The 26,666-nt window shown below is 59.0% G+C and carries 20 protein-coding genes; 7 read left to right on the forward strand and 13 right to left on the reverse strand.

Annotation, left to right across the window (positions count from 1 at the left end; genetic code table 11):
- Positions 1-37: 37 nt before the first annotated feature.
- Positions 38-1,087, reverse strand: coding sequence for an FAD:protein FMN transferase (locus tag ACI77H_RS04220; protein WP_407010508.1), 1,050 nt, complete (start codon positions 1,085-1,087; stop codon positions 38-40).
- A 90-nt stretch (positions 1,088-1,177) separates the two neighbouring features.
- Here ACI77H_RS04220 and ACI77H_RS04225 point away from each other — a divergent pair, with 90 nt between their 5' ends.
- The gene (locus ACI77H_RS04225) at positions 1,178-2,476 is read left to right on the forward strand and encodes an MFS transporter (RefSeq protein ID WP_407010510.1); all 1,299 of its coding nucleotides are present in this window, start codon (positions 1,178-1,180) and stop codon (positions 2,474-2,476) included.
- 194 nt (positions 2,477-2,670) lie between these two features.
- On the opposite strand, the gene ACI77H_RS04230 is transcribed toward ACI77H_RS04225, so the two are convergent.
- Positions 2,671-4,134, reverse strand: coding sequence for a glyceraldehyde-3-phosphate dehydrogenase (locus ACI77H_RS04230; RefSeq protein WP_407010511.1), 1,464 nt, complete (start codon positions 4,132-4,134; stop codon positions 2,671-2,673).
- A 363-nt stretch (positions 4,135-4,497) separates the two neighbouring features.
- On the opposite strand from ACI77H_RS04230, the gene mfd reads away from it, so the two are divergent.
- Genes mfd through ACI77H_RS04245 form a run of 3 tightly spaced genes read left to right on the forward strand, consistent with a single transcriptional unit; the run spans position 4,498 to position 11,226 of the window.
- Entirely contained in the window at positions 4,498-7,947 is a 3,450-nt protein-coding gene (gene mfd / locus ACI77H_RS04235; protein WP_407010512.1) for a transcription-repair coupling factor, read from the forward strand.
- A 10-nt stretch (positions 7,948-7,957) separates the two neighbouring features.
- On the forward strand, positions 7,958-8,524 hold the full coding sequence (locus ACI77H_RS04240; RefSeq protein WP_407010513.1) for a CsiV family protein: 567 nt from the start codon (positions 7,958-7,960) through the stop codon (positions 8,522-8,524).
- An 11-nt stretch (positions 8,525-8,535) separates the two neighbouring features.
- Positions 8,536-11,226 carry a DEAD/DEAH box helicase gene (locus tag ACI77H_RS04245; protein WP_407010514.1) on the forward strand — a complete coding sequence of 897 codons (2,691 nt, stop codon included), beginning with the start codon at positions 8,536-8,538 and terminating at the stop codon, positions 11,224-11,226.
- Positions 11,227-11,335: 109 nt separating this feature from the next.
- Here ACI77H_RS04245 and ACI77H_RS04250 read toward each other — a convergent pair whose 3' ends face one another.
- The 3 genes from ACI77H_RS04250 to ACI77H_RS04260 all read right to left on the reverse strand — a co-directional run bounded on the left by ACI77H_RS04250 (position 11,336) and on the right by ACI77H_RS04260 (position 13,962).
- Complete coding sequence (locus ACI77H_RS04250) at positions 11,336-12,073, reverse strand: S-methyl-5'-thioinosine phosphorylase (RefSeq protein WP_407010515.1); 738 nt, start codon at positions 12,071-12,073, stop codon at positions 11,336-11,338.
- A gap of 12 nt (positions 12,074-12,085) precedes the next feature.
- Complete coding sequence (gene nagZ / locus ACI77H_RS04255; protein WP_407010516.1) at positions 12,086-13,096, reverse strand: beta-N-acetylhexosaminidase; 1,011 nt, start codon at positions 13,094-13,096, stop codon at positions 12,086-12,088.
- Between the two features lie 158 nt (positions 13,097-13,254).
- Positions 13,255-13,962 (reverse strand): TetR/AcrR family transcriptional regulator, encoded by a 708-nt coding sequence (locus ACI77H_RS04260; RefSeq protein WP_407010517.1) that lies wholly within the window; start codon positions 13,960-13,962, stop codon positions 13,255-13,257.
- 229 nt (positions 13,963-14,191) lie between these two features.
- Between ACI77H_RS04260 and lexA the strand changes: the two genes are divergently transcribed.
- Both lexA and sulA read left to right on the forward strand, forming a co-directional pair.
- Positions 14,192-14,800, forward strand: coding sequence for a transcriptional repressor LexA (gene lexA / locus ACI77H_RS04265; protein WP_007944149.1), 609 nt, complete (start codon positions 14,192-14,194; stop codon positions 14,798-14,800).
- A gap of 10 nt (positions 14,801-14,810) precedes the next feature.
- Entirely contained in the window at positions 14,811-15,284 is a 474-nt protein-coding gene (sulA, locus tag ACI77H_RS04270; protein ID WP_407010518.1) for an SOS-induced cell division inhibitor SulA, read from the forward strand.
- 86 nt (positions 15,285-15,370) lie between these two features.
- Here sulA and ACI77H_RS04275 read toward each other — a convergent pair whose 3' ends face one another.
- The 7 genes from ACI77H_RS04275 to ACI77H_RS04305 all read right to left on the reverse strand — a co-directional run bounded on the left by ACI77H_RS04275 (position 15,371) and on the right by ACI77H_RS04305 (position 23,903).
- Entirely contained in the window at positions 15,371-15,604 is a 234-nt protein-coding gene (locus ACI77H_RS04275) for a hypothetical protein (protein WP_008028479.1), read from the reverse strand.
- Between the two features lie 154 nt (positions 15,605-15,758).
- A complete protein-coding gene (locus ACI77H_RS04280) occupies positions 15,759-16,283 on the reverse strand; it encodes a DUF6586 family protein (protein ID WP_407010519.1) in 525 nt (174 codons plus the stop codon).
- 142 nt (positions 16,284-16,425) lie between these two features.
- Positions 16,426-19,053, reverse strand: coding sequence for a type I DNA topoisomerase (gene topA, locus ACI77H_RS04285; RefSeq protein ID WP_407010521.1), 2,628 nt, complete (start codon positions 19,051-19,053; stop codon positions 16,426-16,428).
- A 114-nt stretch (positions 19,054-19,167) separates the two neighbouring features.
- Positions 19,168-19,404: a DUF1653 domain-containing protein gene (locus ACI77H_RS04290; RefSeq protein ID WP_407010522.1), complete on the reverse strand. Its 237-nt coding sequence runs from the start codon at positions 19,402-19,404 to the stop codon at positions 19,168-19,170.
- A gap of 99 nt (positions 19,405-19,503) precedes the next feature.
- Positions 19,504-20,679, reverse strand: coding sequence for an acetyl-CoA C-acyltransferase FadA (gene fadA / locus ACI77H_RS04295; protein ID WP_407010524.1), 1,176 nt, complete (start codon positions 20,677-20,679; stop codon positions 19,504-19,506).
- Positions 20,680-20,711: 32 nt separating this feature from the next.
- A complete protein-coding gene (gene fadB / locus ACI77H_RS04300; protein ID WP_407010525.1) occupies positions 20,712-22,859 on the reverse strand; it encodes a fatty acid oxidation complex subunit alpha FadB in 2,148 nt (715 codons plus the stop codon).
- A 606-nt stretch (positions 22,860-23,465) separates the two neighbouring features.
- Positions 23,466-23,903 (reverse strand): hypothetical protein, encoded by a 438-nt coding sequence (locus ACI77H_RS04305; protein WP_407010526.1) that lies wholly within the window; start codon positions 23,901-23,903, stop codon positions 23,466-23,468.
- Positions 23,904-24,007: 104 nt separating this feature from the next.
- Here ACI77H_RS04305 and ACI77H_RS04310 point away from each other — a divergent pair, with 104 nt between their 5' ends.
- Positions 24,008-24,448, forward strand: coding sequence for a universal stress protein (locus ACI77H_RS04310; protein ID WP_008028495.1), 441 nt, complete (start codon positions 24,008-24,010; stop codon positions 24,446-24,448).
- 192 nt (positions 24,449-24,640) lie between these two features.
- Here the strand turns inward: ACI77H_RS04310 and ACI77H_RS04315 are convergent, their stop codons facing one another.
- Positions 24,641-26,560: an ATP-binding cassette domain-containing protein gene (locus ACI77H_RS04315; RefSeq protein ID WP_407010527.1), complete on the reverse strand. Its 1,920-nt coding sequence runs from the start codon at positions 26,558-26,560 to the stop codon at positions 24,641-24,643.
- Positions 26,561-26,666: the final 106 nt, after the last annotated feature.

Genomic DNA, 26,666 nt, shown 5'->3' on the forward strand with positions numbered 1-26,666 from the left:
ACTACAACGCCAGTTTTCAATGCACGAATTGCCGTAATCATTCGGTTTTTCCGCCACTGAGGCGTTCAAACGCCTGATTGGTCCGTATGACGAAACCTGTATCGGCACGAATCACAAAGAATGCACCGATGTTGTGAGTTTCGGCATAGTCCCAACCCCGTTCAGGGCCAAGAATCAGCAACAGCGTCGATAGGCCATCAGCCATCAACGCTGAAGGATGAATGACCGTGACTGACGCCAGGGTGTGTAGGACCGGTGTTCCAGTGCGGGCATCGAAGGTGTGGGAATAGCGCCGACCACCCTGCTCGAAATAATTACGGTAGTCACCGGAGGTGGACACCCCGTAGCCGTCGACGGCGATGATGCGTTTGGCCACTTGTTGGTCATCACGGGGTTCTTCCAGGGCGATGCGCCACGGCGAGCCGTCGAGTTTTTTGCCGACAGCCTTGAGTTCGCCGGTGGCTTCAGCAAGGTAGTCGTGGATGCCCATCGCTTCAAGTTTTGCGGCAATCGTGTCAACCGCGTAACCGGCAGCGATGCTGTTGAAGTCGACCTCCACCGCGGCATCCTTGCACAACCGGTCCCCGTCGATGCGCAAGTGGCTGTGACCGACGCGCTGCTGCACCTCGGCCAGCGCTTGGGCACTCGGGACTTTTTCCTCTCGCGCCTGCGGGCCAAAGCCCCAGAGGTTGAGCAGCGGCTCCACCGTCAAGTCGTAGGCGCCTTCGCTTTGCGAAGACAATCGCTCGCCGATGCGAACCAATTCGAGTACCGGGCCAGGCATGACCTGACAGCGACCGGCCGGCAGTGCGTTGAAGCGCTCGGTGTCCGAGTCGCTGCGATAGGTCGAAAATTGTCGATCCACTTCGGCGAGGATATTTTCCACTTCAGCCTGTACCGCTTTCGGCCCAGGCGTGGAGGCATGCCTTACGTATTGAATGGAATAACGACTGCCCATGGTCGGGCCGTCGAAGCGTTCCAGGCTGTCGCCGTTGCCGCAACCGGATAAAACGCCGGCCAGCACCAGAAGTCCACTCAACCGTCCAGTTAACAAACTTTCATCTCCCCTCAAAACCGCTCCCGCCATTATGGGCTTCAGCGCGCATAGGAGCGAGGCCTGCTCATACCCACAGATGCAGCGCATTCAAACAAGATTTACCAGAGTGAGTATCTACAAATGTCTTCCAGCACGAGCAAAGGCAAAGCGATTTTTCGCGTTGTCAGCGGTAACTTTCTCGAAATGTTCGACTTCATGGTCTATGGCTTTTACGCGACGGCCATAGCCAAAACCTTCTTTCCCGCCGATAGCGCGTTTGCTTCACTGATGCTGTCTCTGGCCACTTTCGGGGCCGGTTTCCTGATGCGTCCCTTGGGTGCGATTTTCCTCGGTGCCTACATCGACCGTCATGGTCGCCGCAAAGGGTTGATCATCACCCTCGCGATGATGGCCGCCGGCACGGTGTTAATTGCCTGCGTACCGGGTTACGCCACGCTGGGCGTAGCCGCGCCGTTGATCGTGCTGTTCGGTCGACTGCTGCAAGGCTTCTCTGCCGGCGTGGAATTGGGCGGCGTGTCGGTGTATCTCGCGGAGATCTCCACAGCGGGGCGCAAAGGCTTCTTCGTCAGTTGGCAGTCCGCCAGTCAGCAAGCGGCAGTGGTGTTTGCCGGTCTGTTGGGGGTGGGTTTGAACCACTGGCTCAGCCCGGAAGAAATGGGTGACTGGGGCTGGCGCGTGCCGTTCCTGATCGGCTGCATGATCGTACCGGTGATCTTCGTGATTCGCCGTTCGCTGGAAGAAACCCCTGAGTTCCAGGCACGAAAGCATCGCCCTACCCTGCAGGACATTGTTCGCTCGATCGGTCAGAACTTTGGCATTGTCCTCGCCGGCATGGCGCTGGTGGTGATGACCACGGTGTCGTTCTACCTGATTACCGCGTACACCCCGACCTTCGGCAAAGCCGAACTGCACCTGTCGGATCTGGATGCGCTGCTGGTAACGGTCTGCATCGGCCTGTCGAACTTTTTCTGGCTGCCGGTGATGGGTGCTGTGTCCGACAAAATCGGCCGAAAACCCTTACTTCTCGCGGCGACCATTCTGGCAATTCTCACCGCCTACCCAGCCCTGTCGTGGCTGGTGGCGAACCCAAGCTTCAGCCATTTGTTGATCGTCGAATTGTGGTTGTCGTTCCTGTATGGCTCGTATAACGGGGCCATGGTCGTGGCGTTGACCGAGATCATGCCGGTGGAAGTTCGTACGACCGGTTTCTCTTTGGCCTACAGCCTGGCGACGGCGACCTTTGGCGGGTTTACGCCCGCTGCCTGTACGTACCTGATCCATGTACTGGATAACAAGGCTGCGCCGGGGATCTGGCTGAGTGGTGCGGCGGTGCTGGGGTTGATTGCGACGTTGGTGTTGTTCAAAGGCAATCGGCATGAACTGCGGACTGCGCAAGCAGCGGTGGTCGGTCGCACCTGATAGATCGCCATCGCGGGCAAGCCCGCTCCCACAGGGTTCAGCGGCGCTTACACGATGGTGTAAACACCACAATACCTGTGGGAGCAGGCTTGCCCGCGATGAGGTCGACACACACAACGCATCTGCAACTGACCAAACTCCGAAAACAAAAACGCCCCGACCAAAGTCGGGGCGTTTTCATGTGCAGCTAAAGCTTAGCGCGGGAACGCTGGCGGGTTTACACCGGCCATGTCTTCCATCACGCGAACCACCTGGCAGCTGTAACCGAATTCGTTGTCGTACCAAACGTACAGAACAACGCGGTTATCTTGGGTGATGGTTGCTTCAGCGTCCACAACACCTGCGTGGCGCGAGCCAACGAAGTCGGTGGAAACCACTTCCTGCGAATTGACGAAGTCGATTTGCTTGTGCAGATCGGAGTGCAGCGCCATGTAGCGCAGGTACTCGTTCATCTCTTCACGGGTGGCGGCTTTCTCAAGGTTCAGGTTCAGAATGGCCATCGACACGTTTGGCGTCGGAACACGGATCGCGTTACCGGTCAACTTGCCAGCCAGCTCAGGCAGGGCCTTGGCAGCAGCGGTGGCAGCACCGGTCTCGGTGATGACCATGTTCAGCGCGGCGCTACGGCCACGGCGATCGCCCTTGTGGAAGTTGTCGATCAGGTTCTGGTCGTTGGTGTACGAGTGAACGGTTTCGACGTGACCGTTGATGATGCCGAACTTGTCATTCACAGCCTTGAGCACCGGCACGATGGCGTTGGTGGTGCAGGAAGCGGCGGACACGATCTTGTCTTCAGCGGTGATTTCACCGTGGTTGATGCCGTGAACGATGTTCTTCAGCTTGCCTTTGCCAGGCGCGGTCAGAACAACGCGGTCGATACCCGGGCACGCCAGGTGTTGACCCAGGCCTTCGGCGTCACGCCACACACCGGTATTGTCCACCAGCAGTGCGTCTTTGATGCCGTACTGGGTGTAATCCACCTCGGTCGGGTTCTTCGCGTAGATCACCTGGATCAGGTTACCGTTGGCGGTGATGGTGTTGTTTTCTTCGTCGATGACGATGGTGCCGTTGAACGGACCGTGTACCGAATCGCGACGCAACAGGCTTGCGCGCTTGACCAGGTCGTTCTCGGCGCCTTTGCGCACCACGATGGCACGCAGACGCAGGCCGTCGCCGCCACCGGTTTTTTCGATCAGGATGCGCGCCAGCAGACGGCCGATACGACCGAAGCCGTACAGAACAACGTCAGTGCCTTTGCGAGCGGAAGCGTTTTGCTGGCCAACCACGTCAGCCAATTCTTCACGGACGAACTGCTCGGCAGTGCGGCCTTTGCCTTCGACGCGGAATTTGAACGCCAACTTGCCCAAGTCTACCGAAGCTGCGCCGAGCTTGAGCTCGCTCATGGCTTTAAGCAGAGGGAATGTTTCGTGGACGGAGAGTTCGCTATCGTCGGAAGAACGATGGCGAGCAAAGCGGTGAGCTTTGAGAATCGCGATGACAGACTGGTTGATCAGGCTGCGGCCATAGATCGAGCTCACCACGTTGTTATTGCGGTAGAGCTGACCGATAAGCGGAATCATCGCTTCTGCGAGTGCTTCACGGTCGATCCATTCACCAAGACACTGGTCGGGCTTCTGAGTCACGGGAACCTTCCACATGTAGGGGCAGAAAAAAGGGGCTACATTATGCCGCCGAGTGCTCCCCGTAGCAATGCGCGCCTGTCGCGCGATCCGTAACAAATTTCTCTTCAAAAAAATTACGCACCTTCGAAGCCCAGTAAAACCGCGGCTTTCAGCGCAGTCAATTTTTTGGAGATACCGCTGCCTTATCCGTAACCCTCCGTAACACTCAGTCGTTTTGCCACTACATAATCAGTAATTTTCAGCAATAAACCGGCGTTTTTTGTCTTTACCACTACATTTCGCCAAACCTGCGTAATAGACACAGTCAGCAACTGACAGGCGGCACCCGGGACCGCTACAATTACCGACTTTGTCGCAACGCTTGGAGCTCAACCTTCCGTGCCCGTTCTGCGTCTACCGCTTCTCCCTGCCGCGGCAGGTAAACAGCACTGGGGCAATCTGCCCGGTGCCGCCCTGAGCCTGGCCATCGCCGAGGCCGCCAGCGCTGCCAAGCGCTTTACCCTGCTGCTGACCGCCGACAGCCAAAGTGCTGAGCGGCTGGAGCAGGAGCTGAGCTTCTTCGCCCCGGATTTGCCGGTGCTGCATTTCCCGGACTGGGAAACCCTGCCCTACGATCTGTTTTCGCCACACCAGGACATCATTTCCCAGCGCATCGCCGCCCTTTATCGATTGCCTGAACTGAGCCATGGCGTGCTGGTAGTGCCGATCACCACGGCATTGCATCGCCTGGCGCCGACCAAATTCCTGCTCGGCAGCAGCCTGGTTCTGGATGTCGGGCAAAAGCTCGACGTAGAGCAGATGCGCACCCGGCTGGAAGCCAGCGGTTATCGCTACGTCGACACGGTGTACGAGCACGGCGAATTCACCGTGCGCGGCTCGTTGATCGATCTGTTCCCGATGGGCAGCAAACTGCCCTTTCGCATCGACCTCTTCGACGACGAAATCGAAACGCTGCGTACCTTCGATCCGGAAAACCAGCGCTCCATCGACAAGGTGGACACAGTCCGCCTGCTGCCGGCCCGCGAGTTTCCGCTGCAAAAAGATGCGGTCACCCGCTTCAAGGCGCGATTCCGTGAGCGCTTCGACGTCGACTTCCGCCGCTGCCCGATCTTTCAGGACCTGAGCAGCGGGATTACACCGGCGGGTATCGAGTACTACCTGCCGTTGTTCTTCGACGAAACCTCGACGCTGTTCGATTACCTGCCCCAGGACACGCAAGTGTTTTCGCTGCCGGGCATCGAGCAAGCGGCAGAGAACTTCTGGAACGACGTGCGCAACCGCTATGAAGAACGTCGCGTCGATCCGTCCCGTCCTTTATTGCCGCCAGCCGAGTTGTTCCTGCCGGTGGAAGACTGCTTCGCGCGCCTGAAGAACTGGCCGCGCGTCGTTGCCAGTCAACAGGACGTTGAAACCGGTGTCGGTCGCGAGCGCTTCCCGGCACGACAGCTGCCGGATCTGGCCATCGAGGCCAAGGCTACGCAGCCACTGGCGGCGCTGGCCGGTTTCCTCGACGAGTTCCCCGGTCGCGTGCTGTTCACCGCCGAGTCCGCAGGCCGTCGTGAAGTGCTGCTGGAACTGCTCGAACGCCTGAAGCTGCGACCGAAAACCGTCGACAGCTGGCCCGACTTTGTCGCGAGCAAGGAACGTTTGGCGATCACCATTGCACCCCTCGACGAAGGCCTGGTGCTCGATAATCCTGCACTGGCGCTGGTCGCCGAAAGTCCGTTGTTCGGTCAGCGCGTGATGCAGCGGCGTCGCCGTGAAAAACGCGCCGACGCCAATAACGACGCCGTGATCAAGAACCTCACCGAGCTGCGCGAAGGCGCGCCGGTGGTGCACATCGACCACGGCGTTGGCCGCTACCTCGGATTGGCGACGCTGGAAATCGACGATCAGGCCGCCGAGTTCCTGACCCTGCAATACGCCGAAGGCGCCAAGCTGTACGTACCGGTCGCCAACCTGCACCTGATCGCCCGCTACACCGGCAGCGACGATGCCTTGGCTCCATTACATCGCCTCGGCTCGGAAACCTGGCAGAAAGCCAAACGCAAAGCCGCCGAACAGGTGCGCGATGTGGCGGCCGAATTGCTCGACATTTATGCGCGCCGCGCTGCTCGCGAAGGGTATGCCTTCGAAGATCCGAAAGCCGATTACGCAACCTTCAGCGCCGGGTTCCCGTTCGAAGAAACCCCAGACCAGCAAACCACCATCGAGGCGGTGCGCGCCGACATGCTCGCACCGAAGCCGATGGACCGACTGGTTTGCGGCGACGTCGGTTTCGGCAAGACCGAAGTGGCGATGCGTGCAGCGTTCATTGCGGTGCACGGTGGGCGCCAAGTGGCGATCCTGGTGCCGACCACCCTGCTCGCCCAGCAGCACTACAACAGTTTCCGCGACCGCTTTGCCGACTGGCCGGTGACGGTGGAAGTGATGAGCCGCTTCAAGTCGACCAAGGAAGTGAATGCCGCCGTCGCCGACCTCGCCGAAGGCAAGATCGACATCGTCATCGGCACGCACAAACTGTTGCAAGACGACGTGAAGATCAAAAACCTCGGGCTGGTGATCATCGACGAGGAACACCGTTTCGGTGTCCGTCAGAAAGAACAGCTCAAGGCCCTGCGCAGTGAAGTCGACATCCTCACACTCACCGCTACGCCGATTCCGCGCACGCTGAACATGGCGGTGTCGGGCATGCGCGATCTGTCGATCATCGCCACGCCGCCGGCCCGTCGCCTGTCGGTTCGCACCTTTGTCATGGAGCAGAACAAGAGCACGGTCAAAGAGGCGCTATTGCGGGAGTTGCTGCGTGGCGGCCAGGTTTACTACCTGCACAACGACGTCAAGACCATCGAGAAATGCGCCGCCGACCTCGCCGAGCTGGTGCCGGAGGCGCGGATCGGTATCGGCCACGGGCAGATGCGCGAACGCGATCTCGAGCAGGTGATGAGCGACTTTTACCACAAGCGCTTCAACGTGCTGATCGCCTCGACGATCATCGAAACCGGCATTGACGTGCCGAGCGCCAACACCATCATCATCGAGCGTGCCGACAAGTTCGGCCTGGCCCAGCTGCACCAATTGCGCGGCCGCGTTGGTCGCAGTCACCACCAGGCCTATGCTTACCTGCTGACGCCGCCGCGCCAGCAAATCACTCCGGACGCAGAAAAGCGTCTGGAAGCGATCGCCAATACCCAGGACCTCGGCGCGGGCTTCGTGCTCGCCACCAACGACCTGGAAATCCGTGGCGCCGGCGAACTGCTCGGCGACGGTCAGAGCGGCCAGATTCAGGCGGTCGGTTTCACCCTGTACATGGAGATGCTGGAGCGCGCGGTGAAGTCGATCCGCAAGGGCGAACAACCGAACCTTGATCAGCCGTTGGGCGGCGGTCCGGAAGTCAATTTGCGTGTACCGGCATTGATTCCCGAAGACTACTTGCCGGACGTGCATGCCCGACTGATTCTCTACAAACGCATTGCCTCGGCCACCGATGAAGAAGGCCTCAAGGACTTGCAAGTGGAGATGATCGACCGTTTCGGCTTGCTGCCGGAGCCGACCAAGAACCTGATGCGCATCACCGCGTTGAAATTGCAGGCCGAACAGCTGGGCATCAAGAAAGTCGACGGGGGCCCGCAAGGCGGTCGAATCGAGTTCGCGGCGCAGACACCCGTCGATCCGCTGACACTGATCAAACTGATTCAGGGCCAGCCTAAACGCTACAAATTCGAAGGCGCCACGATGTTTAAATTCATGGTTCCGATGGAGCGCCCGGAAGAGCGCTTTAATACTGTAGAGGCACTACTTGAATGCCTCATTCCGAAAACTGCTTGAAGGACGCCGCATGCGCCTGTTTCGTTTACTGACCTTGCTGACCACCTTGGTCGCTCCTACGGCGTTTGCCGATGACCTGTATCAGATCGAAATGATTCTGGTCCGGCAAAACGCCGTGCCCGCCATCGTCAGCCGCGCCGCGCCGGAAGACTGGGCCGCCGGCGCCCAGCAAATCCGCCCTGAGAGCCTGCGCACGCCGAGCCTGAATGGTGAAGTGGAAAAACTCACCGCCAGCAATGATTACACGGTGTTGCTACACAAGGCCTGGCAGCAAAACCTCGGCGAAGAAGCCAGCAAAGTTGCGGTCAGCGACGGCAAGGAACAGTTCGGTCAGTTCCCGATCGAGGGCACGCTGAACCTGAAACTGGGGCGCTTCACCGACGTTGACGCCGACTTCTGGGTCAACCAGATCGACGCCAACGGCATGGTTACCGCCAGCGAACGCCTCAAGCAAGAAAGCCACACCAAGAACGGCCAGCTGAACTTCCTCGACAACGGCCATCTCGGCCTGCTGATCAAGATCACCTCGCTCACCGCCCCTGCGCCCCGGCCAGTCCCCGATGAAATTCCGGACTGATTGAAGTCCCTATGCCTGCGACCCTGAGCAAACCCCTGGCACCTTCATGGGTCAGTCGATTCAAGGAACAGAGCCTGGAGCGTGGCCGCCGCTACGCTTTGGAGAACCGCGTCAGGATCGTCGAGGCCGGCGACGCTACGATCATCGCTGCGTGCGAAGGTTCTGGCGGCAACGTTTACCGTCAGACCATTCGCCTGCGCGAGTCAGCCAAAGCCACCTTGCTGATGGTCGATGCCACCTGCACCTGTCCGGTCCGCAGCAACTGCAAACATTGCGCCGCGGTACTGCTGAAAGTGCAGGAAACCCTCGCCTACCCCGCCGCAGCGCAAGATGCCGAATTGCTGGAGAAGCTTCAGGCCGTACTGGAAAACCGCAGCCCGAAAGCACTGCCGCAAGTGCTGGTGGACAACGTGCAACCGGTGCCGCGCCTGTGGCTGGCGAGCATCGAGTTCAGTGCCTTCGAGCCGCGCAACGGCAAGATGCAGCGTTATATCCAGCATCGCGCCGCGTTGTCCTTCAGCTATCTCGATGAATACGTTTGTGGACAGAAAAACGCCGACATCCTGATTCGTCAGGAAACGCAGACATTACGGATAAAGCGCCATCCCGAAGTCGAACAGGCCTACAGGGAACAGTTGCGAATCCTCGGCTTCAAGATCGCTACCCGGCAAAGCAAAGCCTTGCCGGAAAGTGCTGGCGAACTCTATGAGATGGTCAATGACAGTGCCTGGTTGACCTTCACCCTCAATGAGCTGCCGAAGCTGCGCAGCCAAGGCTGGGAGTTGCAGATCGACGAGGATTTCGGGTTCGACCTGACCGCCGTGGATGACTGGTACGCCACCGTCGAACAGGCGCCGGAGCGCGACTGGTTTGATCTGGAACTGGGAATAATCGTCAACGGTGAACGGCTGAGTCTGTTGCCGATCCTGTTGAACCTGATGCGCTCCCACACCGAAATCCTCAACCCGGAACGCCTGGCCCGCCGGCGCGACGACGAGCTGATACTGGTGAACATCCCCCATCGCCCGAACTCCGAGCATGGGCCGCTGCAAGTTGCCCTGCCCTTCGGCCGCTTGAAACCGGTATTGGCGACCCTCGGTGAGTTCTATCTGCAAGAGCCCGGCGAAACCACGCTGCGCCTGAGCAAGGCCGACGCCACCCGCCTGAATCCGCTGGAAGACTTGCCGCTGCTCTGGGAGGGTGGCGAACAGATGCGCAGCTTTGCCCAGCGTCTGCGGGACATCAAGGACTACACCGCGACCGCGCCGGAAGGCTTGAACGCGACGTTGCGCCCATATCAGCTGGAAGGCCTGAGCTGGATGCAGTCGTTGCGGCAACTGGAGGTTGGCGGGATTCTCGCGGATGACATGGGCCTGGGCAAAACCCTACAAACCCTGGCGCATGTTCTCAGTGAGAAAAACGCTGGACGTCTCGACCGGCCGTGCATGGTGGTGATGCCCACCAGCCTCATCCCCAACTGGCTCGACGAAGCAGCGCACTTCACACCGCAACTAAAAGTGCTGGCACTGTACGGCGCCAGTCGGAAAAAGCATTTCGACAGTCTGGCCGATTACGACCTGATCCTGACCACCTATGCGCTACTGCCCAAAGACGTCGAACGCCTGGCCGCGCAACCGTTGCATGTGCTGGTGCTGGACGAGGCGCAGTACATCAAAAACCCCAACAGCAAAGCCGCCCAGGCCGCGCGGGAGCTGAACGCACGACAGCGCTTGTGCCTGAGCGGAACGCCACTGGAAAACCATCTGGGAGAGCTGTGGTCGCTGTTTCACTTCCTGCTGCCCGGCTGGCTCGGTGACGTGAAGAGTTTTAACCGTGATTACCGCGTGCCGATTGAAAAGCGCGCCAGCGAAGTAAGACTTCAACATCTCAACGGTCGAATCAAACCGTTCCTGCTGCGTAGGACAAAAGAGCAGGTGGCGACGGAATTACCGCCGAAAACTGAAATCATCCATTGGGTCGAGCTCAACGAAGCCCAACGGGATGTGTACGAAACCATGCGCCTGGCGATGGACAAGAAAGTCCGCGACGAGATTACCCGCAAAGGTGTGGCGCGCAGCCAGATCATCATTCTGGAAGCACTGCTGAAACTGCGTCAGGTGTGCTGCGATTTGCGCCTGGTCAACGACGCTGCCGTGCCGACGCGCGGAAGCACTTCGGGCAAGCTCGATAGCCTGATGGAAATGCTTGAGGAGTTGTTCGAGGAAGGTCGACGGATTCTGCTGTTTTCGCAGTTCACTTCGATGCTTGCGTTGATCGAGGTCGAACTGAAGAAGCGCGGCGTGGAGTACGCACTGCTGACCGGACAGACCCGCGATAGACGTTCGCCGGTGAAGGACTTCCAGAGCGGTAAACGTCAGATCTTTCTGATCAGTTTGAAGGCAGGCGGTGTTGGCTTGAACCTGACGGAAGCGGATACGGTGATTCACTACGACCCGTGGTGGAACCCGGCGACGGAAAACCAGGCGACTGACCGTGCGTATCGCATTGGTCAGGAGAAACCGGTGTTCGTTTACAAGATGATCGCCAGGGGCACAGTAGAAGAAAAAATTCAGCACCTGCAGAAGGAAAAATCCGACCTGGCCGCGGGCGTGCTGGATGGGCGCAAGGCTGGGGACTGGAAGTTGCAGAGTGATGATATTGAAGCGTTGTTTGCGCCGTTGCCGGAGAAAATCGACAAGTAATTGCGTTAGTTGGAGTGCTATCGCTGGCAAACCAGCTCCTACAAAGGTTAACGCGAGACATGTAGGAGCTGGCTTGCCAGCGATAAGGTCAACTCGGTGTAACGATCGTTCAGCCCTTCAACACCCGCGCCAACGTCGACTTCACCTTGCCCATCCCGTCATGCAGCGCCTGCTCGATCTCAGCCATGGTAATTACCGCCGTCGACTTGCCCGCCGCCGGGTTCACCACCAGCGCCAGGCACGCGTAATCCAGTTCCAGCTCACGCGCCAATGCCGCTTCCGGCATGCCGGTCATGCCGACGATGTCGCAACCGTCGCGTTCCAGTCGCGCAATCTCCGCCACTGTTTCCAGGCGCGGCCCCTGCGTGCAGGCATACACGCCATGACTGCTATAGCCAACGCCTTCAACCGCCAGCGCCGCGATCAATTGCTGACGCAGCGCTTCGCTGTAGGGATAGCTGAAGTCGATGTGGGTGACCTGTTCCAGGTCATCGGCAAAATAGGTGTGTTCACGACCGCTGGTGTAGTCGATCAGCTGATGTGGCACACAGAAATGTCCGGTGCCCATCGCGGCATGAATGCCGCCCACGGCGTTGACCGCAAGGATCGCTTCGGCACCGGCCTGTTTCAACGCCCAGAGATTGGCGCGGTAGTTCACCTGATGTGGCGGGAAACGGTGCGGGTGACCATGACGCGCGAGAAACAGCACTTCCTTGCCGGCATACTCACCGATCTGCACCTCGGCCGAAGGTGCGCCGTAGGGGGTGTCGACCGCCAATGACTGACGTATGCTCAGGCCTTCCAGTTGAGTCAGGCCGGTGCCACCGATAATCGCGTAAACCGTCATAAACTAAAGTCCTTATTCAATCAGTTGAGCGTCTTTTAGCGCGCCAATGGCTGTCAGCCAGCGCGGGTCTTGACGGTATTCGGTGCTGGCGTACGACTGGCCACGCATCCGCGCGATGCGCTCGGATGGCTTGACCTTCAGACGCTGGGCGGCGCTCAGCGCCAGTTCCGCGGCAGCGCGGTCGTTGCACACCAGGCCCATGTCGCAGCCAGCGGTCAACGCGGCTTCGATTCGGCTGGCCGCATCGCCGACCACGTGAGCGCCGGCCATCGACAGGTCGTCGCTGAAGATCACCCCGTCGAACTGCAACTCACCGCGCAGGATGTCCTGCAACCAGCGACGGGAGAAGCCTGCTGGCTGGGAATCGACTTGCGGATAAATAACGTGAGCCGGCATGACAGCGGCCAGTTGCTTGCTCAGCCTGGCGAACGGCACCAGATCGTTGGCGCGGATTTCATCGAGGCTGCGCTCGTCATTCGGGATCGCGACGTGAGAGTCCGCCTCCGCCCAGCCGTGACCGGGGAAATGTTTACCGGTAGCGGCCATGCCTGCGCAGTTCATGCCGCGGATAAATGCCCCTGCCAGCAGCGCAGCGCGCTCAGGGTCATCTTCGAACGAACGGGTGCCAACCACGGCGCTGCGCTGGTAATCCAGATCCAGCACCGGGGCAAAGCTCAGGTCGAGACCGACGGCCAAGACTTCGGTAGCCATGATCCAGCCACACTGCTCGGCCAGGTATTCGGCATTCAGGTTGTCGGCAATGGCGCGCATGGCCGGCAGGCGCACGAAGCCCTGGCGCAGGCGTTGCACGCGGCCACCCTCCTGATCCACTGCCAGCAACAGATCAGGTCGAACGGCGCGGATTGCGGCGCTCAGTTCGCGCACCTGGCGCGGGTGTTCGATGTTGCGGGCAAAAATGATCAGGCCGCCCACTTCCGGTTGGCGTAACAATTGGCGATCTTCAGCCGTCAGCCAGGTACCGGCGACGTCCACCATCAACGAGCCTTGCAGGCCAGCAGTCATAGAAATTCCTTGATAACAATTAACCCGGCTCGCACGCGTTCGCCGCCAGGGGCTGTGCCCGGCAGGTCGGCGAGATCAATGGGGAGCAGGTTCAGAACGAGAGTCGGCATGGGCGGCTAGCTTAGCGGATGTCAGCTGCCGCGCCCACCCGTGCGCGGTTAAACCTTGGCGGCAACCTGCGTCGATTTGCTGCGCGGACGCAATTGCGCGCTGGCCATGGCCGTGTCGGTCACACCGGTTTCGGCGCGCATGCCAGCGGCCAGGAACGGCACCATCAGGCGCATTACTTGCTCAATGGACGTGTTGACGCCGAAATCGGTTTCGGCAATTGCACGCAAGGCCTTGATACCGGACATGCTGAACGCCGCAGCACCCAGCATGAAGTGCACGCGCCAGAACAGCTCGATCGGCGGAATGCGCGGCGCGGCTTCGTTGACCAGCATCATGTAGCGACGGAACACCTTGCCATACATGTCTTCCAGATAGCGACGCAGGTGACCCTGGCTCTGGCTGAACGCCAGCCCCAGCAAACGCATGAAAATCGAGAGATCGTTACCGCTGCGTGGCTGCACCACCAAAGCTTGTTCGACGAGGATTTCCAGCAGTTCTTCAAGCGTCGGTTTGTCCTCGGGCTTGGCCTGACGCCGCTCCAGCTCTTTATCAAGGCTTAAACAGAACGGCCCGAGAAAGCGCGAGAAAACCGCTTGAATCAGCGCCTTCTTCGAGCCGAAGTGATAGTTCACCGCCGCCAGATTGACACCTGCCTTGCTGGTGATCAGACGCAATGAAGTTTCTGCGAAACCTTTTTCAGCGAACAACTGCTCGGCAGCATCAAGAATGCGTTCAACGGTTTCCGACTGGGCCATGGCTACTCCGCCTGACAAACACTTGTTTGAAACATACGTTTCAGCCCAGGCCTTGTCAAGCCTGGCGGTTCGTTTTTGGAATGGCCGGTCAGCTATTTAATCATACAACGTCGACGCTTCAATCAGCAGGCTGATCTACCGTCCGGCGGCCGGCAAAAAAAGGGGCATTGCCAAGTCGCTTTCACTGTATATAATCCCAGTCACTGTATAAAAAGACAGAGCGATCAATATGCTAAAGCTGACGCCACGCCAAGCCGAGATTCTGGCCTTCATCAAACGCTGCCTGGAAGACAACGGCTACCCGCCGACCCGCGCGGAAATCGCTCAGGAACTGGGTTTCAAATCGCCCAACGCGGCGGAAGAACACCTCAAGGCGCTGGCTCGCAAGGGTGCAATCGAGATGACGCCGGGCGCATCCCGCGGCATTCGCATCCCAGGCTTCGAAGCCAAGGCCGACGAGTCCACCCTGCCCATCATTGGCCGAGTCGCTGCTGGCGCGCCGATCCTTGCCCAGCAGCACATCGAAGAATCCTGCAACATCAACCCTGCCTTCTTCCATCCTCGCGCTGACTATTTACTGCGCGTTCACGGCATGAGCATGAAGGACGTGGGTATTTTCGACGGTGACCTGCTGGCCGTCCATACCACCCGCGAAGCCCGTAACGGCCAGATCGTGGTGGCGCGGATCGGCGACGAAGTAACAGTCAAACGCTTCAAGCGCGACGGCAGCAAAGTCTGGCTGATCGCCGAAAACCCTGAGTTCGCCCCTATCGAAGTGAACCTGAAAGATCAGGAACTGGTGATCGAAGGCTTGAGTGTCGGCGTTATTCGCCGCTAAAGGAGGCTCCATGCAGTTCCCACACACCTCACAGCAAGCCCAACTGCCGTTGTTCGAGGCGTTCATGGTGCAACCGATGACGCCGAGCCTGAAGGACGTGGTCGAGTCGCCGTGGAGCGCCGAACCTGAGTTTTTCAGTGAGCTGTCATTACGTGGTGCGGCCGGGAACTGCCTGAGTCTTCTGGCACCGATCCTCAGGGAGTTGAGTGAAGACCAGGACGCGCGCTGGCTGACATTGATCGCCCCGCCCGCCAGCCTGACCCAAACCTGGCTGCGAGACGCAGGCCTGAATCGTGAACGCATTCTATTGCTGCAACCGCGCGGCACCCAGAGCGCACAACAGCTGACCTGCGAAGCCTTGCGCCTGGGTCGCAGCCATACGGTCGTCAGCTGGCTCAATCCACTGAGCACCACGTCACGGCAACAGTTGATCAGCGCCGCCCGGACCGGGGACGCACAAAGCCTGAACATTCGACTGGGTTAAACGAGGCACGCACTGAATTGCGCGGGGCTTCTCCAGGGATAGAGAAGCCAATCTGTAGCGGTATCAGGAAAAAGCGACGAACGGGATCAATGAAGGACCCGTGAGCTCTCATCCGTATTGAAATCACCTTCAACCAAGCGGCCAGCCATCTGAACGCCGACGCTTAACATTGCCTTGGCAACTTCCACGTGCTGGCCCTGCAGGAACGCTTTGGCATCCTCAGAGAAATCCAAAGTAACCAGAGAACCCTCGTCCTCGGCCCTGCGCAGCTCGATTCGGCCGTCTGGCAACTCGACAATTTCTAGAAAGGACGTTGGCATAAAGGTCTGTTCTCCACGAAAGGCGGCGATTATATAGGCATCGGACAGGCTTCGCTCAGGATCTTGACCAGATGCCATTACGAAGAGACATTTCTGACAGCTCTCATCCCTGAAACGGACAGTCCGTCGGACCCTCCGTCAAACACTCAACCCTTCAGCACTCGTTCAACCCTTCGCGAAAACGAATCGCCAGGCCCTTCAGGTTCTGACGCCAGCTCTCCAACTCCTCCCGGCTCAGTTCTTCCGGCGAATCTTCTTCGTCCAGATTAACCGCCAGGATCAGCGGCTGCGTCACGTCTCCCTTGGGTTTGTGTGGCGCGCGCGGCGGTTGAAACAACGCAGCATGAGCCGACAACAGCTTGGCCAGCCAGGTTTCAGGGTTTTGCGCCAACTCGACCATCTCGGCCATTTCAGGAATGGCAATCGCGTCCAGTACTTCCCGGGTCAGTAACATCTCCGCCCGAGGTGCATTGGCCTGAGGCAAGCGGTAGAAGCCAGCAATTTCATGGCACAGCCCCAGCAACGCGCCGTACAAGTGAAACAACGCCGATTCGCGCCCGGCCTGAATCAGCGCCAGGGAATTCATCGCCCGCCCCTCTTCAGCCTTGGCGAGGGCTTCCAGCGACAGGCCGGCGAAATAAATCTTTTGGTTCGTACGGGTATAGAGTTCGTGGGCCATGACGGCAGCCTCCACAACGAAATAATTGCTTCACGCAGGTCGGACAGTGTCGTGGATCACCCAAGCCCACTGCAAGCCCAAAACAAAAAGGCCGCATGAAAACCCGAGGGTTGTCATGCGGCCTTTTGTTTTATGGCGCTGTTTAAGCTTTGGCTGATGGACGCTTGTCTTCAACCGTCCACTTGCCGCCGTCGTAATACGCCTTCCAGCCAGTCGGCTTACCGTCGACTTCCGTCTGCACGTACTGCTCTTTGGTCTTGCGGCTGTAACGGATCACGGCAGGGAGACCGTCCGGGTCCTTCTTCGGTGCTTCGCAGAGGAAGTGGTACTTCGGATCGATCTCATCCTTGTGCGGCACGATTTCCATGACCAACGGAGCACGCGTCTCACGGTTTTTCGGGAACTGGCTAGCCGCCAGGAACAGGCCGGAAGCCCCGTCGCGCAGGATGTAGGTGTCGTTGACCTTTTCGCATTTCAGCTCAGGCATCTTCACCGGGTCCATCTTCGGCGGCGCCGCGTCACCGCTTTTCAACAGTTTGCGGGTGTTTTTGCACGTTGCGTTGGTGCAGCCAAAGAACTTGCCGAAACGGCCAGTCTTGAGCTGCATCTCGCTGCCACACTTGTCGCATTCCAGGCTCGGACCTTCATAGCCCTTGATGCGGTAGGTGCCCTCTTCGATTTCGTAGCCATCGCAATCCGGGTTGTTGCCGCAGATGTGCAGCTTGCGCTTCTCGTCGAGCAGGTAAGCGTCCATCGCAGTGCTGCAGATTGGGCAACGATGTTTGCCACGCAGAACCAGCGACTCCGATTCACCCTCGTCGTCCGCGGCGATTTCATCGCCCGGCACCAGGTTGACGGTGGCCTTGCAGCGCTCCTTCGGCGGCAGGCTGTAACCCGAGCAGCCGAGGAACACGCCGGTCGATGCGGTACGGATCTGCATCGGACGGCCACAGGTCAGACACGGAATGTCGGTCATCACCGGCTGGTTGGCACGCATGCCGTTTTCCGCGCTTTCTGCTACTTCGAGCTTCTTCTTGAAGTCGCCGTAGAACTCGTCCAGCACGTTTTTCCAGTCGCGTTCGCCCTGGGCCACGTCATCGAGGTTCTCTTCCATGCCGGCGGTGAAGCCGTAGTCCATGAGATTGGAGAAACTCTCGGACAGGCGCTCGGTGACGATGTCACCCATCTTTTCCGAGTAGAAGCGGCGGTTGTGCAGCGCTACATAGCCGCGGTCCTGGATGGTCGAAATGATCGCCGCGTAGGTCGAAGGACGGCCGATTCCGCGTTTTTCCATTTCTTTCACCAGGCTCGCTTCCGAGTAACGCGCCGGCGGCTTGGTGAAGTGCTGGGTCGGATCAAGCTTGATCAGCTTCATCGCATCGCCCTGGGCCATGTCCGGCAGCACGTCGTCATCGCCAGGCTTGGCGATTTGCGGCATGACGCGGGTATAACCGTCGAACTTGAGGATGCGACCCTTGGCGCGCAGCTCGAAATCACCGGCACCGACGGTGACCGTGGTCGACAGGTATTGCGCCGGCAGCATCTGGCAGGCGAGGAACTGGCGCCAGATCAGCTCGTAGAGCCGCTCTGCATCACGCTCCATGCCCGCCAGCTTGCTTGGCTCGGTGTTGGCGTCGGACGGACGAATAGCTTCGTGAGCCTCCTGTGCGCCTTCCTTGCTGCTGTAGACGTTCGGAGTTTCCGGCAGGTACTTCTTGCCGAACTCGCCTTCAATATAAGTACGCGCCATCGTCACGGCATCGGCCGAGAGGTTGGTGGAGTCGGTACGCATGTAAGTGATGTAGCCGGCTTCGTACAAACGCTGGGCCATCATCATGGTTTTCTTCACACCGAAGCCCAGGCGGTTGCTCGCAGCCTGTTGCAGGGTGGACGTGATGAATGGCGCGGACGGCTTGCTGCTGGTCGGCTTGTCTTCGCGTTTTACGATGCTGTAGCTGGAAGCCTTGAGCTTCTCCAGCGCGGCCATGGCCTGGGCTTCGTTCAACGGCTTGAAGGCCTCGCCTTTCTCGCGAGCCACGTCGAAGCGCACGGTGGCGCCCTTGGCGGTGCCGAGGTCGGCGTGGACTTCCCAGTACTCTTCCGGGTTGAACGCACGGATTTCGCGCTCACGCTCAACGACCAGTTTTACCGCAACCGATTGCACACGACCGGCGGACAGGCCACGGGCGATCTTGGCCCACAGCAGCGGCGAAACCATGTAACCCACCACGCGATCGAGGAAACGACGCGCCTGCTGGGCATTGACACGGTCGATGTCCAGCTCGCCCGGCTTGGAGAAGGCTTCCTGAATCGCCTTCTTGGTGATTTCGTTGAACACCACGCGCTTGTAGCGGCTGTCGTCACCACCGATGGCTTCGCGCAGGTGCCAGGCAATGGCTTCCCCCTCGCGATCCAAGTCGGTTGCGAGATAGATGGTGTCAGCATCCTTGGCGAGCCGGCGCAGCTCTTCGATGACCTTTTCCTTGCCCGGGAGGATCTCGTACTTGGCTTTCCAGCCATGATCGGGATCGACACCCATGCGCGAGACCAGCTGCTTGCGCGCTTTCTCTTTCGGCGTGAGCACCGGACCTTCACCCGCGGCAGCCTTGCCGCGCTTGGCGGCTGGCTCTTTGCTGGCGCTAGCCGAACCGCTGGTGGGCAGGTCTCGGATATGGCCGATACTCGACTTCACCACGTATTGGTTACCCAGATACTTGTTGATGGTCTTGGCCTTAGCCGGGGATTCCACAATGACCAGCGATTTGCCCATGGATCAGAAAATTCCTGAATTCTAGAAGTGAAAGGCGGTTGGCGCCTGACGCGGCACCGCTATATATAGTGGCTACAAGGTGAGGTCAAGCGCAGGGTTCTGCGCGCACTCCGCTTATGGCTTGGAAAAAACGCTCGGTTCGACTTGCACCAATGCAAAGCGTGGGACCTGTTCGCCGTCTACCTCGACCGACTCCAGGAACATGCTCAAGGGACGTACCCAAAAGCCGTAATCGCCATACAGGGCTTGATAGAAGACCACTTCTTCTTCGGTTTCCGAATGCCGCGCAACACTGAATACGCGGTACTGCGGACCTTTGTAATGTTGGTAGAGCCCAGGTTGTATCGGCATGGTTTGGCCCTCACTCAAATCTTTTCAAAATAAAAACAAAAATAAATCCGGAAAAACAAAAACCGGGGCACTTGGCCCCGGCTTCCGTCAACGAAACGCTTAAACGCGTTCGAAGACGGTGGAGATGCCTTGGCCGAGACCAATGCACATGGTAGCTACCCCGAAGGTGCCGCCATTTTGCTTCATCACGTTCAGCAAAGTGCCGGAGATACGCGCACCGGAGCAACCGAACGGGTGACCCAGGGCGATCGCGCCGCCGTGCAGGTTAACCTTCTCGTTCATCTTGTCGAGCACTTTCAGATCTTTCAGCACTGGCAGGGCCTGTGCGGCGAAAGCTTCGTTGAGCTCGAAGAAGTCGATATCGTGGATGCCAAGGCCCGCGCGCTTCAGTGCTTTCTGTGTCGCCGGTACTGGACCATAGCCCATGATTGCCGGGTCCACACCTGCCACTGCCATCGAACGAATCACCGCCAGAGGCTGGATGCCCAGGTCCTGTGCACGTTGCGCCGACATCACGATCATGCACGAAGCACCATCGGTGATCTGCGACGACGTACCGGCTGTCACGGTGCCGCCCTTCGGGTTAAACGCTGGCTTCAATGCCGCCAGGCTTTCCAGGGTGGTTTCCGGACGAATGGTTTCGTCGTAGTCGAACAGTTTCAGGAAACCGTTCTCGTCGTAGCCCTGCATCGGGATGATTTCGTCTTTGAACTTGCCTTCCAGGGTCGCCTTGTGGGCGAGCTGGTGGGAGCGCACGCCGAAAGCGTCTTGCTGCTCGCGAGTGATGCCGTGCATTTTGCCGAGCATTTCCGCAGTCAGGCCCATCATGCCCGAGGCTTTGGCCGCGTACAGCGACATGTGCGGGTTCGGATCGACACCGTGCATCATGCTCACGTGGCCCATGTGCTCGACGCCGCCAACCACGAACACGTCACCGTTGCCGGTCATGATCGCTTGCGCAGCAGTGTGCAGAGCGCTCATCGACGAACCACACAGACGGCTGACGGTCTGGCCGGCAGCAGTGTGCGGGATCTGCGTCATCAGCGACGCCATGCGAGCGATGTTCCAGCCCTGCTCCAGGGTCTGGTTAACACAGCCCCAGATCACGTCTTCGACTTCGCTCGGGTCGACCTTGACGTTGCGTTCCAGCAATTTGCTGATCAGGTGTGCCGACATATCTTCAGCACGGGTGTTGCGGTGCATGCCGCCCTTGGAGCGGCCCATCGGAGTACGACCGAAGTCGACAATCACGACGTCTCTTGGATTCAAGCTCATAAAATTTCACTCTCGCTCAAAAGTTGGGACGCTTAACCGAAGAACCGTTGGCCGGTTTTGGCCATTTCACGCAGTTTTGCGGTCGGGTGGTACAGCGCGCCCAAATCAGCGTACTGGTCAGCCAGGGCAACGAACTCGGCCACACCGATCGAATCGATGTAACGCAGCGCACCGCCACGGAATGGAGGGAAACCAATACCGTAGACCAGACCCATGTCGGCTTCGGCAGCGGTTTCGACGATGCCGTCTTCCAGGCAACGCACGGTTTCCAGGCACAGCGGGATCATCATCCAGTTGATGATGTCTTCGTCAGTGACTTCGCGCTGTTCAAAGACAATCGGCTTGAGCACTTCCAGTACCGACGGGTCGGCGACTTTCTTCTGCTTGCCCTTCTTGTCGGTCTCGTAGGCGTAGAAACCCTTGCCATTCTTCTGGCCCAGGCGCTTGGCTTCGTAGAGCACGTCGACAGCTGAACGGCGGTCGTCTTTCATGCGGTCCGGGAAGCCTTCAGCCATGACGTCGCGACCGTGGTGGCCGGTGTCGATGCCGACCACGTCCATCAGGTACGCCGGGCCCATCGGCCAGCCGAATTTTTCCATGACCTTGTCGATACGGACGAAGTCCACACCGGCGCTGACCAGTTTGGCGAAACCGCCGAAGTACGGGAACAGGACGCGGTTGACCAGGAAGCCCGGGCAGTCGTTGACGACGATCGGGTTCTTGCCCATTTTCTTGGCGTAGGCAACGGTGGTGGCAACGGCCAGCTCGCTGGACTTCTCGCCACGAATCACTTCAACCAGCGGCATCATGTGCACCGGATTGAAGAAGTGCATGCCGACAAAGTTTTCCGGACGCTTGAGGGCTTTGGCCAGCAAGGTGATGGAAATGGTCGAGGTGTTGGACGCGAGGATGGTGTCCTCTTTGACCTTGTCTTCGACTTCGGCCAGAACGGCTTGCTTGACCTTAGGGTTCTCGACGACCGCTTCAACCACCAGGTCAACGTGACCAAAGTCGCCGTAGGACAGGGTCGGACGAATGCCGTTGAGCACTTCGGCCATTTTCGCCGCGGTCATGCGACCTTTATCAACGCGGCCGACCAGCAGCTTGGCGGCTTCCGCCAGGCCTTGCTCGATGCCGTGCTCGTTGATGTCTTTCATCAGGATCGGCGTGCCTTTGGAAGCCGACTGATAAGCGATACCGCCGCCCATGATGCCGGCGCCCAATACAGCAGCCTGCTTCACGTCTTTGGCGATTTCGTCGTAGGCCTTGGCCTTTTTCTTCAGTTCCTGGTCGTTCAGAAACAGACCAATCAAGCTCTGCGCAGCAGAGGTCTTGGCCAGTTTGACGAAGCCGGCAGCTTCGACTTCCAGCGCTTTTTCGCGACCGAAGTTCGCTGCTTTCTGGATGGTCTTGATCGCTTCAACCGGCGCCGGGTAGTTCGGGCCAGCCTGACCTGCCACGAAACCTTTGGCGGTTTCGAAAGCCATCATTTGCTCGATTGCGTTCAGTTTCAGCTTTTCCAGCTTCGGCTGACGCTTGGCCTTGTAGTCAAACTCGCCGGAGATGGCGCGTTTGATCAGTTCCAGGGCAGCTTCCTGCAGTTTCCCAGGTTCAACCACCGCATCGACGGCGCCGACTTTCAGCGCGTCTTCAGGACGATTTTCCTTGCCGGAGGCAATCCACTCGATTGCGTTGTCGGCACCGATCAGGCGCGGCAGGCGTACCGTGCCACCGAAGCCCGGGTAGATGCCCAGTTTGACTTCCGGCAGACCAATCTTGGCCTTGGTGGACATGACGCGGTAGTCCGCCGCCAGGCACATTTCCAGACCGCCACCCAGGGCGATGCCGTTGATCGCGGCGACTGTCGGGACGTTGAGGTCTTCGAAATCGCTGAAAATCTTGTTGGCTTCGAGGTTGCCAGCGACAAGCTCTGCATCAGGCAGCTTGAAGTTCTCGACAAATTCGGTGATGTCGGCGCCGACGATGAACACGTCCTTGCCACTGCTGACGATCACACCCTTGATCGAAGCATCTGCCTTGATGGTGTCTACGGCCTGACGCAGTTCGTTCAGGGTTAGACGGTTGAACTTGTTGACGGACTCACCCTTGAGGTCGAATTTCAATTCGACGATGCCACTTTCAAGAGCCTTAACCGTGATGGCTTTACCTTCGTAAATCATCAACTGATCTCCACGATATGGAAGCTGAACAGTACACGTCGGACGCAGGCGAATGGCTTGGCAGGGACGTTTATCGTCGATGCTACGCCAATCCACCCGACACACCCGCCAACGCGATAGTCGGGATTCTGTAGGAGCGGTCTGAAATACAAACGCTCAATTCATACGCCCGTTTGATTTGGGTACGTCACCTTCACGGAATTTCCGACAATTGTCAATCGCCCAAAATACGGGTTGAAACGCGACTTTCCGGTCATTTCCGTAACGCGAAGACCTGCAACACGCGGCTGCATGGGAAGTCATTCATAGAATCAATAGTTAGAAAAGTCGCCCTAATTCACGGCAGCCTTTGTTTAACGGGCTACGCTGGCGGGAGTTTGAGAAAAAATTGAACGCGCTGGCGAATGCCCGGCGTAAGATCAGCCCACAGTGAATTACCGGCCTGCCTGGCCAACTCCAGCCCGATGTTGAATGTCGGGCTTTTTATTGCCTGCGAATCTACCAATGCCCTGTAGGAGCCGGCTTGCTGGCGATCCAGACAACGCGGTTAACGAGGTAAACCGCATGTCCTTCATTGCCAGCAAGCCGGCTCCTACAGGATCGGGTTCAGGCGAGGTCCTTGAGGGTGGCGTCGATTTGTTGCAGGACGGAAGCGTCGCCCTTCTCGCCCCAATACAACGTGATCATTTGCTTGTCCGCTTCGACCTTGTAGACGTTGGCCGGCAACTTTTCAAAATGAATCAGCAACGCCGGATCTTCGCAGAGTTCCTGCCATTGATTCACCCAAACGCCCGCCGACTTTTGCCAATAACTCCAGCACACCGGCTGATTGCCGCGACGCGGTCGGTGGTACTGAGCGCAAGGGCTCGGCGGCTCCTGACTCAGCCAATGCGGCCACTCCTGGGGCGCCAGTTGCATGGCCAGCCCGATGCGTCGGGCCTCCATGCGCAGGGCCATGCGCCCACTCTGATGGCGAGACGGCCGCAACCATGCCAGCGGACTCAGTACCACCAACAGGATTGACACCACTATCCAGACCGTCATATCTGTACTCCCGATTCTTGATGAGCGCTTTGAATCACTTTGAAAACACTGCGCTTGAAACCAGCCATACTTACCCCTATTGCAAACCTCAGGAGGAGCACCTCATGCCCTACAACCACATTCTGGTCGCTGTAGATCTAACCGAAGAGTGCGATCCTGTAATCCACCGCGCTCGCGAACTGTCGGTGAGCAACGGCGCGAAACTGTCCCTGGTGCACATTGTCGAGCCGATGGCCATGGCCTTTGGCGGCGACGTGCCGATGGACCTTTCCCAGTTGCAGCAGCAACAGTTCGATCAGGCCAAGGAACGTCTTGACCGGCTGATCGTGAAGTACCCGGAACTCTCCAAAGAGTACAGCCACCTGACCTACGGCCAGCCGCGCCAGGAGATTCATCACCTGGCCAAAGAGCAGACCTGCGACTTGATCGTGGTGGGCAGCCATGGCCGGCATGGCCTGGCATTGCTGCTGGGCTCTACCGCCAATGACGTACTGCACGGTGCGCCTTGCGACGTGCTTGCAGTGCGCCTGCAAAACAAAAGCTGATAACACGGACCCATGTGGGAGCGGGCTTGCTCGCGAAAGCGGTGCATCAGCCGACTTCAATGTTGATTGATACACCGCTTTCGCGAGCAAGCCCGCTCCCACATTAGATCTGCGCACGTCTGCAGATTGTGTTGCATACGAAAAGCCCGGCGTTCATCACTGAACGCCGGGCTTTTTTTATTACAGGATCAATCAGGCATCCAGCTCGGCCCAACGCTCGACCATCACGTCGTGCTCAGCCTGCAACTGCTCAAGCTGAGCGATCACCGCAGCCGTCTCGGCAGCAGGACGCTGATAGAAACCACCGTCCGCCATCTGCGCTTCAACGGCCGCGATCTGCTGTTCCATGGCTTCGATCTGGCCCGGCAACATTTCCAGCTCACGCTGCAATTTGTAGCTGAGTTTCTTCTTCGCTACGGGTGCTTCGACCGCCGCCGCAACCGGTGCAGCTGCAGCCGTCACGACCGCCGACGTCAGGTCGGCCTTGCCGGACTTGCTCTCGGTCACGCCCAGCAGGCGCGGCGAGCCGCCCTGACGCAGCCAGTCCTGATAACCACCGACGTATTCGCGAACCTTGCCTTCACCCTCGAAGACCAGGGTGCTGGTCACCACGTTATCGAGGAATGCCCGGTCGTGGCTGACCATCAGCACGGTGCCGTTGAAGGTCAGCAAGACCTCTTCCAGCAGTTCGAGTGTTTCCACGTCGAGGTCGTTGGTCGGTTCGTCGAGAACCAGCAGGTTGGCCGGTTTGCTGAACAGTTTTGCCAGCAATAGACGCGCACGCTCACCACCCGACAGCGCCTTGACTGGCGTGCGGGCACGCTGCGGGCTGAACAGGAAGTCGCCGAGGTAACTCAGCACGTGACGGCTCTGACCATCGATGTCGATGAAGTCGCGACCTTCGGCCACGTTATCGATCACGGTCTTTTCCAGGTCCAGCTGATGGCGCAACTGGTCGAAGTACGCCACGTCGATGCGCGTGCCCTCTTCCACTTTGCCGCTGGTCGGTTGCAGACCGCTGAGCATCAGTTTCAGCAACGTAGTCTTGCCGGTACCGTTGGCGCCGAGCAGACCGATACGGTCACCGCGCGTCAGGACCATCGAGAAATCCTTGATCAGGAACGGACCGCCCGGGTGGGCGAAGCTCACGTTCTCGAGGACCATGACCTGCTTGCCGGACTTGTCGGCGGTGTCCAACTGAATATTGGCCTTGCCGGTGCGCTCACGGCGCTCGCTGCGCTCGACGCGCAACGCTTTCAGGGCGCGGACGCGGCCTTCGTTACGGGTGCGACGGGCCTTGATGCCCTGGCGGATCCAGACTTCTTCCTGGGCCAGCTTCTTGTCGAACAACGCGTTGGCGGTTTCTTCTGCCGCCAGCGTGGCTTCCTTGTGCACGAGGAAACTGGCGTAGTCGCCGTTCCAGTCGATCAGACCGCCGCGATCCAGTTCGAGGATGCGGGTGGCAAGGTTCTGCAGGAAAGAACGGTCGTGCGTGATGAACAGCACGGCGCCCTGGAAATCCTTCAGCGCTTCTTCAAGCCAGGCGATGGCACCGATGTCCAGGTGGTTGGTCGGTTCGTCGAGCAGCAGCAGATCCGGCTCGGAAACCAGCGCCTGCGCCAGCAGGACGCGGCGACGCCAGCCACCGGACAATTCGGCGAGGGTCTTGTCGGCCGGCAACTGCAGGCGGCTCAAGGTGCTGTCGACCAATTGCTGCAAACGCCAGCCGTCGCGGGCTTCGAGGTCGTGCTGGACGTGCATCAGCTTGTCCAGGTCAGCGTCGGTGACGATGTTCTGGCTCAGGTGGTGATACTGCGCAAGCAGCTCGCCGACACCGTCCAGGCCTTCGGCTACCACGTCGAACACAGTCCGCTCGTCGGCTACCGGCAGTTCTTGCGGCAATTCGCCAATCTTGAGGCCGGGTGCGCGCCAAACGGAGCCTTCGTCGGGCTTCTGGTCGCCCTTGACGAGCTTCATCATGCTGGACTTGCCAGTGCCGTTGCGGCCGATGATGCACACCCGCTCACCACGGGCGATCTGCCAGGACACCTTGTCCAACAACGGCATAGCGCCGAAAGCAAGGGACACATCGCTGAATTTGAGCAGGGTCATGAGCTTCTCCAAAAACCGGGCGCGCATTCTACCTGACTTGAGGCTTCAGAAGGCCGGCAATTTCACCTTCGGGGCACTCTGCATGACAAATGTTGCGAACTGATGC

The organism is Pseudomonas sp. O230 (genome assembly GCF_045447035.1).
Lineage (GTDB): Bacteria > Pseudomonadota > Gammaproteobacteria > Pseudomonadales > Pseudomonadaceae > Aquipseudomonas.

Bases quoted from the DNA above. Each gene is read 5' to 3' on its own strand.
- ACI77H_RS04280 (WP_407010519.1), bottom strand. From the start codon at position 16,283: ATGGCCCACGAACTCTATACCCGTACGAACCAAAAGATTTATTTCGCC.
- ACI77H_RS04230 (WP_407010511.1), bottom strand. From the start codon at position 4,134: ATGTGGAAGGTTCCCGTGACTCAGAAGCCCGACCAGTGTCTTGGTGAA.
- sulA (WP_407010518.1), top strand. From the start codon at position 14,811: ATGCAGTTCCCACACACCTCACAGCAAGCCCAACTGCCGTTGTTCGAG.
- ACI77H_RS04250 (WP_407010515.1), bottom strand. From the start codon at position 12,073: ATGACGGTTTACGCGATTATCGGTGGCACCGGCCTGACTCAACTGGAA.
- lexA (WP_007944149.1), top strand. From the start codon at position 14,192: ATGCTAAAGCTGACGCCACGCCAAGCCGAGATTCTGGCCTTCATCAAA.
- ACI77H_RS04275 (WP_008028479.1), bottom strand. From the start codon at position 15,604: ATGCCAACGTCCTTTCTAGAAATTGTCGAGTTGCCAGACGGCCGAATC.
- ACI77H_RS04240 (WP_407010513.1), top strand. From the start codon at position 7,958: ATGCGCCTGTTTCGTTTACTGACCTTGCTGACCACCTTGGTCGCTCCT.
- fadB (WP_407010525.1), bottom strand. From the start codon at position 22,859: ATGATTTACGAAGGTAAAGCCATCACGGTTAAGGCTCTTGAAAGTGGC.
- topA (WP_407010521.1), bottom strand. From the start codon at position 19,053: ATGGGCAAATCGCTGGTCATTGTGGAATCCCCGGCTAAGGCCAAGACC.
- ACI77H_RS04290 (WP_407010522.1), bottom strand. From the start codon at position 19,404: ATGCCGATACAACCTGGGCTCTACCAACATTACAAAGGTCCGCAGTAC.
- ACI77H_RS04260 (WP_407010517.1), bottom strand. From the start codon at position 13,962: ATGGCCCAGTCGGAAACCGTTGAACGCATTCTTGATGCTGCCGAGCAG.
- ACI77H_RS04310 (WP_008028495.1), top strand. From the start codon at position 24,008: ATGCCCTACAACCACATTCTGGTCGCTGTAGATCTAACCGAAGAGTGC.
- ACI77H_RS04305 (WP_407010526.1), bottom strand. From the start codon at position 23,903: ATGACGGTCTGGATAGTGGTGTCAATCCTGTTGGTGGTACTGAGTCCG.
- ACI77H_RS04315 (WP_407010527.1), bottom strand. From the start codon at position 26,560: ATGACCCTGCTCAAATTCAGCGATGTGTCCCTTGCTTTCGGCGCTATG.
- ACI77H_RS04225 (WP_407010510.1), top strand. From the start codon at position 1,178: ATGTCTTCCAGCACGAGCAAAGGCAAAGCGATTTTTCGCGTTGTCAGC.
- ACI77H_RS04220 (WP_407010508.1), bottom strand. From the start codon at position 1,087: ATGGCGGGAGCGGTTTTGAGGGGAGATGAAAGTTTGTTAACTGGACGG.
- fadA (WP_407010524.1), bottom strand. From the start codon at position 20,679: ATGAGCTTGAATCCAAGAGACGTCGTGATTGTCGACTTCGGTCGTACT.
- nagZ (WP_407010516.1), bottom strand. From the start codon at position 13,096: ATGACTGCTGGCCTGCAAGGCTCGTTGATGGTGGACGTCGCCGGTACC.
- ACI77H_RS04245 (WP_407010514.1), top strand. From the start codon at position 8,536: ATGCCTGCGACCCTGAGCAAACCCCTGGCACCTTCATGGGTCAGTCGA.